The organism is Winslowiella iniecta (genome assembly GCF_001267535.1).
Classification (GTDB): domain Bacteria; phylum Pseudomonadota; class Gammaproteobacteria; order Enterobacterales; family Enterobacteriaceae; genus Erwinia; species Erwinia iniecta.
This window is the reverse complement of sequence record NZ_JRXE01000030.1, coordinates 19,346-28,044: the sequence shown is the minus strand read 5'-3', so window position 1 is coordinate 28,044 and position 8,699 is coordinate 19,346. Positions and strand designations below refer to the sequence as shown.

Here is an 8,699-nt window from a genome sequence, read left to right as displayed (position 1 = left end):
GGTAATTTTTTTATCGGGATAGCGGCTGTGGGCAGGCGCGCTGTTGTAATAAAATTTGGCCGGTTTTGCCGCATCGATACTGCTGAACACCACCGATTGCGCGCCCATACCGATATACAGCGCCTGCTGGTGGTCAATCTCCCAGCTTTTGCCATCCACCTCGATCATGCCCGCACCGCCGATATTAATCACGCCTAATTCGCGACGCTCAAGAAAGTAACTCACCCCCAGCTGCTTGCCGACTTCACTGCCAATGGTGACGCCACGGGTCACCGGCATCACGCCGCCGATAATAATGCGGTCGGTATGGCTGTAGGTCATGGTGTAGTTATCGGCAGCAAATATCTGCTCAATAAGAAACTCGCCACGCAGCCCGGCGGTATCAAGTTGTCTGGCGTGATCGCTGTGAATGCTTTGGCGCACTTGCATGTCGATGCCTCTCTGATTTCGGTTAGCAGTGTGAAGCTGATAACCGATGATAGGCATGATGGGATATGAATTCAATAAAAATGAAATGCTGTTTTATTTATTATGTCGCGTGGATCAAGTTTTTAGCACAACCGAAAAAACACGGGCCGCAATCTGCGGCCCGTCAGGGTGAGAAGGGTTAACCGATAAGGTGTTGTAAGCGCAGCTGTTCCAGCGAATCAAGCCGCACATCCGCCAGCGACCAGCGTGCATCATCACGGACGGCGCGTGCCGGTACCACAATCGAACGCATCCGCGCGGCTTTAGTGGCAATCAACCCGTTTAGCGAATCTTCAAGCGTGACGCAGTTCAGCGGATCAACGCCCAGTTTTGCTGCGGCATCGTGATAAACCTGTGGGTGCGGTTTGCTCCACGGCAGTGATTCTGCCGAGGCCAGGGTATCGAAGTAGTGACGCAGGCCAAACATCTCCAGCACCCGCTCCAGCATAGGCAGTGGCGAAGCCGAAGCCAGACCCACTTTAAGACCATTATCACGGCATAACTGCAAGGCATGCTCCACGCCGGGTAACAGCGGGCGCTGCTCTTCAACCAGCGTCAGCGCGCGGCTGATTACGCGCTGTGTCACTTCAGCCTGATCCGGGCCATTCCACGGGAAGGCTTCGTACCACATGCGCACCACCTGATCGATACGTAAACCAACGGTATCCGGTAGCTCACCGCGCCGCGACACGTCGCCGCCGAGTGTGGCAAAGACCTCCCGCTCGGCACGTTCCCATAACGGCTCTGAATCAATCAGTAAACCATCCATATCGAAAATTGCAGCAAGCACAGGTCGGCTAAAAGACATACAACGGCTCCGTTTTACAGTTTCCCACACCTTAACATGAAGCCAGGCAGGCCTGAATAATGAAGAATCCGCAGGCAGCAACGTTTTTTTCAGGCAGTTTTCTTCGCCAACGGGTAGACTTACAGCCAAACGTTAGGTGCAAGGAGAAACCATGACTTATCAACAAGCTGGCAGAGTCGCCATCCTCAAGCGCATTGTCGGCTGGATTGTCTTTATTCCGGCATTACTTTCAACCCTGATCTCACTGCTGGGCTTTATGTTTAAGCACAGTGAAAAACAGCCGGGAATTGATGCGGTAATGCTCGATTTTGTGCATGTCATGATTGATATGATTCGCTTTAATACGCCGTTCCTGAATATTTTCTGGGAAAACTCGCCGGTGCCGGACTTTAATGGCGGCACTAATCTGAGTTTCTGGGCGATTTATATGCTGATTTTCGTCGGTCTGGCGTTGCAGGCTTCAGGCGCGCGGATGTGGCGGCAGTCACGTCATCTTAAGGAAGGGATTGAGGACCAGCTGATTATGGAAAATGCCAAAGGCACTGAAGGGCGCAGTCGTCAGCAGCTGGAAGAGAAAATTGTGGTACCGCGCCATACCCTCTTTTTGCAGATTTTCCCGCTTTATATCCTGCCGGTGATTATCGCCGTAGCGGGTTATTTCTTCCTGTCACTGTTAGGCTTTATTCATTAATTGTCGGCCTGATGCTGCGGCGTCAGGCTGGCTTTGCCTGTCCCTCTCCCAGTTCATCCTGATCCAGCAACGCGCCAATCGCCCGTTGCGCCTCACCCAGCCAGCTGCCACCAAACACATTGGCACGATTCAGCAGATAATAGAGTTGATAAATCGGTTGCCGTTGTAAAAAGTCGTGCGGCAGAGGCCAGACGGACTGATAGCCATCATAGATTTGCGGCGGTAACGCCTCAAACCACGGCAGCATCGCCAGATCGCATTCGCGATCGCCCCAGTAACAGGCTGGATCGAAAATCCACGGGCCACTGTCGCTACCGGCACAATTCGCCGGCCAGAGATCGCCATGCAGCAGGGAAGGTTGCGGATGATGCGATGCCAGGGCTTTTTGCACGCAAGCGACAATCAGCTCCATATCACCATACTGAATGCCTTTTTCAGCCGCCAGCTGCAACTGCCAGCCGATGCGTTGTTCGGCAAAAAATACCGACCAGCGGCGTAACCAACTGTTGGGTTGCGGTGAAGTGGTCAGGTCGTTATCAAAATCGAGGCCAAACTGAGGTTGCTCGCTCCACTGATGCAGCCGTGCCAGCTGTTGACCGAGCTGGTATGCGCCGTGGGCATCGAGGGGTTTCACTGGCAAGTACTCCAGCAGCAGAAAGCTGTAGTCGCGGTCGCTGCCGACGCCATACACTTCCGGCACCCGCACCGTCTGGCTGCGCGCCAGCAGTGCCAGCTGATCGGCTTCCCAGGTAAACAGCGGCAACATTTCGCGGTTGTTACATTTGACGAATACGTCATATTCGCCGTAACGAATATGCCAGGCAGGATGAACGTCACCGCCGGGAAGCTCGGTGCGCTGGTGGATTTCGGCGTTGCCTAACTGCTCACTCAACAGACGACTAATGGCTGACCACATGGGGGTTTCCTCTATTTCGCTGCGTAATGCCAATTCTAACGCTTAAATATTAATCAAATCCAGCCCTTTGCGAGCGAAAGCCGCGCCTTTACATAAGAAGCGGGTTACGGCTGCTGTTGCTGATAAGCCTCCCAGCTTTGTACCTCGACTTCTGGCCGCTCGCCCAGCGCCACTTCCCCTAAGCCAGCCGCCATTTCGCGAATTTCCTGCTGTTCCAGCGCACTGACGATGCCAAAGCTGTTGGTGCCCAGTTCATGGGGAATACCCTGGTCATCGTGGTGCGTCAGTGAAAAGCCCGCGCCGGTCAGAGTGCTGGTCAGCTTATTCAAGTCACTTAAGCCTTTTTCCTGGTAACGAAAAGTCACTACATAACGGGTTAATGATGAGCTCATGATTTACCTCGTTGTTATCTGACGTTTTTTTAGCATAGACCATCATCGCAAAAACGGGGGGATTACGGCACAATCTGATTTGATAATGCAATTGCTTATCATTACTATCACTGGGTTAACCATCCGATTCTTAAGGAGCACGACGTGCAACGCGCATTTAACTTAGCCACGCTGGCCTCACTGCTGGCGCTCTCTTCCTCAGTTCTGGCCACCACTTATCCGGTCACGCTGACTGACTCCGATGGGCAGAAAGTGACGCTGAAACAGGAGCCTAAAAGGCTGGTGGTGCAGGATGGTCGCGATATTCTGTCGCTGGCTTTGCTGGATCGCGAGAATCCGTTCCAGCGTGTAGTGGCATGGAATAACCTGCTGAAGAAGAGTGACGGCGCCACCTGGGAAATGATGGACAAGAAGTGGCCAGAGTCGAAAAAAATTATCGATATGGGCTTCAGCGATAAGGGTGAGGTTAACCTGGAGAGTGTGATTGCCCAGCGTCCCGATCTGATGGTGGCGCAGTTGCGTTCCAAACCTTCTCTGACGCAAACCGGCGTGCTGGATAAAATGAAACAGCTGGGCATTCCGGTGCTGTTTATCGACACCTTCCAGAAACCAGTGGAAGATGCACCCAAAAGCATCACATTGTTGGGTGAAGCGCTGAACCGTGAAACGGAAGCGAAAGAATATACCGATTTTTATCAGCAACATTATCAGGCCATCCTGAATAAAGTCCGCGATGTCGAGCCGAAGCCGCGGGTGTTTTTCGAAGCCAAGGCCGGTCTGGGTGGTCTGGAGTCCTGCTGCTTTACCCATGCTCATGTTGGCTGGGGCGCGCTGGTGGAAGCGGTGGGGGCAAAAAATATCGGTTCCGATCTGCTGCCAGGCGCAACCGGGGACGTGTCACTGGAAAAAGTGATTGCCCTGAAACCTGATGCTTATATTGTTTCCGGCTCGCAGTGGGCGAGTAAAAACAACTCGGCGGTGCCATTCGGTTACGGTGTCACGCAGAAGCAGGTGGATGCCGCTTTTGAGAAAATGAAGCAACGCCCGGGCTTTGCGCAGTTGCAGCCGGTGAAAGAAGGTCGTTTCTACGGTCTGTATCATAACTTTTACAACCACCCGTATAACATCGTCGGCCTCGAGTATCTGGCGAAGTTTATCTATCCGCAGCAGTTCAGCGATCTTGACCCGGCGAATACCTGGCATGAGATTCTGACGCGCTTCACTGCGGTACCGGAAGGCAAGGGCGTACTGGGTTCTCAGGCGCCGAAAAACTAATGCTTCGGCGGGCGTAATCAGGTTGCGCCCGCCGGGTAAAATTCTTCTTGTAAAGCCAGTGTACGCCGGTCTAATAACCTCTATAATGCGCGCCGTTAATCAGAACATTCTCATTAATGAAGCGTTTCAGCCTGGGTGCTTAATAAAAAAAGCGATTTCATATTTTTTTACAAAAGTTACCGTAAATTACATTGATCGTCCTTAAAAACGCTTCAGACTCTCTCTTTTTTAAACTGTCGTACGGGTCATACTTTCATGAAAGCGCTTAAAAATTTGTCTGCGGTTCTCTTGCTCTCCGGAGCTTTCTGTCACCAGGCCATGGCTGATAATAACGTCTTTACTTCAATGGACGATCCTTCCACGGCGAAAAAACCGTTTGAAGGCAGTGCATCAGCGGGTTACCTGGCTTCCACCGGTAACACCACCAGTTCTTCATTGTCTGCTGCCACCAATATGACCTGGTATCAGACTAAAACCGCATGGAGCCTGTGGGGCAACGCGGCGAATAACTCTTCCAACGATGAGCGTTCCTCTGAAACCTATCAGGTCGGTGGTCGTTCACGTTATAACATGACTGATTACGACTATCTGTTTGGTCAGGCGAGCTGGCTGAGCGACCGGTTTAACGGTTATGACGGTCGTTCTATCTTCGCTGCGGGTTACGGTCGTCAGATCTTAAACGGACCGGTACATTCACTGCGTATTGAAGCCGGTCCGGGTGTGCGTTACGACGAATATCATGGCGGCGGTCACGATACTCAGGCATTGGCCTACGGCGCGCTGAGCTATAACTGGCAGCTGACTGATAGCACCAAATTTATTCAGGGCGTGTCAGTACTGGGTAGCGATGATACGACACTTAACTCCGAAACCGGTTTGCAGGTGGCGATCAATGATCACTTCTCGCTGAAACTGGCTTACAACGTGACCTGGAACCAGAATCCACCGGCGTCTGCACCGGATAAAACTGACACCAGAACGTCAATTCAGCTTTCCTACGCGATGTAATCTTCTCGGGCCGAATATTTCGGCCCGTTATTTATCCCCGCTAAAGATAATTTCATATTATTTTTATATTAATTCTATTTAATTTATTTAATTTCTGTGTATTTTTCCTTTCGTGCCGTTTATTAATTGATATCGAAATATCATCTGGCATGGAGTCATTTATGCATCAATGCGTACTAGGATATAATGGTGAGCGGCTGGATGCTGTTTGCCGCACTTATCATTCAGGTCGGGGTTATCGCGATTATAACCCTCTGCTTCTGCGCTTTCATTGTCCCGATAGCTGGAGTCCCTTTAATGAGGGTGGCATTAATGCCTATAGCTATTGTGCAGGCGATCCGATTAACTGTGCCGATCCATCCGGCCATATAAGCTGGCAGACCGGTGTGGGAATCGGTCTGAATATCCTTGGTATTCTCGGCGCGGTATTTACCGGCGGCGCATCAATCGCGGCAGCCGGAAGTGTTGACGCTGCGCTGGCAACGGCCTCCACGCTGACCCTGACCGGAGGGAGTTCAGCACTGATTGGCGATATTACTGGCCTGATCAGTGCCGTCTCTGCATCAGATCATGCGAAAATGTCGGCGGCGCTGGGGTGGATATCCTTTGCTGCCGGAATCGTGTCATTGGGGATTGGGATGGCGGCGGTGGCAGCCAGAATGCTCAGGTTTCCCATGTTGGCACGTGATTCAGATAATGAACTTTTGCACCCGCAAAAGATTTATTCCCTGGGTACTGATGCGGAAGGGCATCGCTGGCTGGAACCCAAAAATAATACTAAACATGCATTTTATTATTTTGATACCACAAAAAAAGGACGGCGATTAAATATGGTCGTTCATGGAATTAAAAAATACAATATTGTATTGGCTGATGTCGACGGGAAACTTGAAGCCGCAGACGTGATGATTCAGAGAATTAATTCTATCGCAGAAACGGAAAGTTTTCGCTCTGTGCGGCTGCTGATGTGCCATTCTGCGGATGGTGAAAATTCTTTTGCAAAACAAGTCAGTACAGGGCTGGGGCTGCCTCTTAAAGGCTACCGGGGGGTGGTTTCAATCATTGGACGTAATTTTGTTGAGCCGATTTTGAATGGCGAGGCTGCCGGGAATTATGCTATTCAGACTTTTAAACATCATGATCCTCTTTTGAGTAAATTTGATGTTCGCTTTAATTATCGTCCCGTCAGATTCGACCCAAGCCAGTAATTCAACGCATGTCTGGCTTATGCTGGCCCACAACCCGATCAGCAGGCGCGCAGGAACATTGCCTCGGGCCGACTAATCCGGCCCGTTTTTTCGATGCTTTATCGGTGCTGTTTACGGTAGTGACGATACTTTGTTAATAGCATTTTTCTGCCATCAAAAATACGGCCGAGTTTGATCCCTTCGCGATAAAAAAACCATGCCATCACCAGAAACAGCCCGGTAAACCACCAGAATACCTTCTGACTGGCAATGGTTTCATGAATATATTGCCGATCTTTTTTGCTGCTAAAAGCCTGGCAAATTGCGCTGATACTGTCGGCTGACAGCGCGGTGGCTGCCTGAAGCTGCTGTTGATTGCTGGCATCGTTCGCGCACTGTTCTGCACTGATTTTCCAGCGGTCCTGCTGGCTGGATTTCAGAAATTTTGTCGCATGATTTTCCGACAGCCATATCCACGGCTCGTCAGGCTTAAGCTTCAGTAGCGCCGCATTTTGCGCCGCGATAATCGCCGGAATCACCGCCGCCAGGGTAAAAGCAGCACATAAAAAGAGTGCCACCACAATCAGGGGCACGGAGCCTTTACGGACTTTCAGCCGTTCAATATCAAAATAGCCGCGAATCGACGACAGCATTCTCACCGCGACCCCGTATTTTAGCGTCCACTGTTTGAATTTGAGGATATGCCCGGTACTGTCGGCAGACATATTGAAGTTAACGTTAAATTTCTCAATGTCGGAAGAGTACTGGTAGAACTCTTCAATCTCCGGATGATGATATTTTTTACCACCGACGATCAAAAACCAGATGCGGTTGATAATACTGTAGGCTGAACCGGCCTTGCGCCAGATATAGCCGACGGCGGAGAGGATCACCAGCAGGATAAAAGCAATGTTGATGTAGTTATTATAATCGACGATTAAATTGAGCAGGCCGTCAAACAGGTTACTCATAACACCTCCTTGTGAAATATAAAGGGCAGACGCAGGGCAATATACCCCGGGGTGTCACAGCAATCAAATGCGGTTAAAAGCTGTTCATTTTCTCGAAGGTTTTTTTATACTCGCGCGGGCTGACGCCGCAGTGATGACGGAATATGCGTGAGAAATAGAGCGGATCCTCGTAGCCCACCGCCTGTGCAATATGGCTGACTGAAAGATGGGTGGTCTGCAACAGGCTGCGTGCGCGGATAACCCGTTGTTTTTCGCGCCAGGCAAAAATGGTCTGATTCATTTCACTTTTGAACAGGTGCGCGACGCGCGACGGCGAAAGAAATATCTGCTTCGCTAACTGCTCAACTTTCAGGTCTTCGGCAATATGGTCATTAATAAACTGACATAGTGAATTAATGCGTGGGTCGACGGCGTTGCGGTTGCTGACCGGCTGAGACTGGAAACAGGATAAGATGATCCGCTCCAGCGCGTTCATCGCCATCGCCTCGGAAAAAGCATCGCTCACCGAATGATGATGAATAACCTCAGAAAAAAGCGATTTCATTGACTCAACGGCGAGGGCGTTTTGCAGCGTCATGCGCCAGATACCACCATCACTGGTGTCCCAGCGTAGCCAGTCCAGCCAGTAGGGGCGAGGCAGAAAATAGATCCACAGGTGATCCCAGCAGTCACTGTGTTCTTCACGTCCGTAGTGATGCGCGACGCCGGGCGGGAATAACAGCATCTCATTTTCTTCGCAGTGCAGAAAATGGTCGCCCGCCTTTACCCGGCCACGACCTTTCAGCGTCAGGTTAATAATATAGCCCTTCATCCCTTTTGGCCGGTTAATATAGTAATCGAGCCGACTGCCACAAGAGATGGGGGTAAAACCGGCGACCAGATAAGCATTGAAGGTAAAACTTTTCATCAGTGGCGAATAATTCACCATCTCATTGACATCAAATTCAGCGGCCATGCTGTTCTCTCTGTTCACCGGTTCTGCC

At 50.8% G+C, this 8,699-nt stretch carries 10 protein-coding genes; 4 read left to right on the top strand and 6 right to left on the bottom strand.

Features of this window, described 5'->3' with window-relative positions; translation table 11 throughout:
• On the bottom strand, positions 1 to 429 hold a 429-nt coding region (locus tag NG42_RS23630; protein WP_052901976.1), incomplete at its 3' end, for a 5-deoxy-glucuronate isomerase.
• Positions 430 to 607: 178 nt separating this feature from the next.
• Positions 608 to 1,276 carry a hexitol phosphatase HxpB gene (hxpB, locus tag NG42_RS18385; RefSeq protein ID WP_052901911.1) on the bottom strand — a complete coding sequence of 223 codons (669 nt, stop codon included), beginning with the start codon at positions 1,274 to 1,276 and terminating at the stop codon, positions 608 to 610.
• Between the two features lie 151 nt (positions 1,277 to 1,427).
• On the opposite strand from hxpB, the gene NG42_RS18380 reads away from it, so the two are divergent.
• Entirely contained in the window at positions 1,428 to 1,967 is a 540-nt protein-coding gene (locus NG42_RS18380) for a YniB family protein (RefSeq protein ID WP_052901909.1), read from the top strand.
• 22 nt (positions 1,968 to 1,989) lie between these two features.
• Here the strand turns inward: NG42_RS18380 and NG42_RS18375 are convergent, their stop codons facing one another.
• Both NG42_RS18375 and ghoS read right to left on the bottom strand, forming a co-directional pair.
• The gene (locus NG42_RS18375) at positions 1,990 to 2,883 is read right to left on the bottom strand and encodes a fructosamine kinase family protein (RefSeq protein WP_052901907.1); all 894 of its coding nucleotides are present in this window, start codon (positions 2,881 to 2,883) and stop codon (positions 1,990 to 1,992) included.
• A 104-nt stretch (positions 2,884 to 2,987) separates the two neighbouring features.
• Positions 2,988 to 3,278 (bottom strand): type V toxin-antitoxin system endoribonuclease antitoxin GhoS, encoded by a 291-nt coding sequence (gene ghoS, locus NG42_RS18370; RefSeq protein WP_072133202.1) that lies wholly within the window; start codon positions 3,276 to 3,278, stop codon positions 2,988 to 2,990.
• Between the two features lie 141 nt (positions 3,279 to 3,419).
• Here ghoS and NG42_RS18365 point away from each other — a divergent pair, with 141 nt between their 5' ends.
• The 3 genes from NG42_RS18365 (at position 3,420) to NG42_RS18355 (ending at position 6,766) form a co-directional block, all read left to right on the top strand.
• The gene (locus NG42_RS18365) at positions 3,420 to 4,550 is read left to right on the top strand and encodes an ABC transporter substrate-binding protein (protein ID WP_053115744.1); all 1,131 of its coding nucleotides are present in this window, start codon (positions 3,420 to 3,422) and stop codon (positions 4,548 to 4,550) included.
• 255 nt (positions 4,551 to 4,805) lie between these two features.
• Entirely contained in the window at positions 4,806 to 5,558 is a 753-nt protein-coding gene (locus NG42_RS18360) for a DUF481 domain-containing protein (protein WP_052901903.1), read from the top strand.
• Between the two features lie 161 nt (positions 5,559 to 5,719).
• The gene (locus NG42_RS18355) at positions 5,720 to 6,766 is read left to right on the top strand and encodes an RHS repeat-associated core domain-containing protein (protein WP_053115745.1); all 1,047 of its coding nucleotides are present in this window, start codon (positions 5,720 to 5,722) and stop codon (positions 6,764 to 6,766) included.
• Positions 6,767 to 6,864: 98 nt separating this feature from the next.
• Here the strand turns inward: NG42_RS18355 and NG42_RS18350 are convergent, their stop codons facing one another.
• Both NG42_RS18350 and araC read right to left on the bottom strand, forming a co-directional pair.
• Complete coding sequence (locus NG42_RS18350; protein WP_052901901.1) at positions 6,865 to 7,716, bottom strand: DUF6216 family protein; 852 nt, start codon at positions 7,714 to 7,716, stop codon at positions 6,865 to 6,867.
• Positions 7,717 to 7,789: 73 nt separating this feature from the next.
• Entirely contained in the window at positions 7,790 to 8,671 is an 882-nt protein-coding gene (gene araC / locus NG42_RS18345) for an arabinose operon transcriptional regulator AraC (RefSeq protein ID WP_052901898.1), read from the bottom strand.
• Between the last annotated feature and the right edge of the window lie 28 nt (positions 8,672 to 8,699).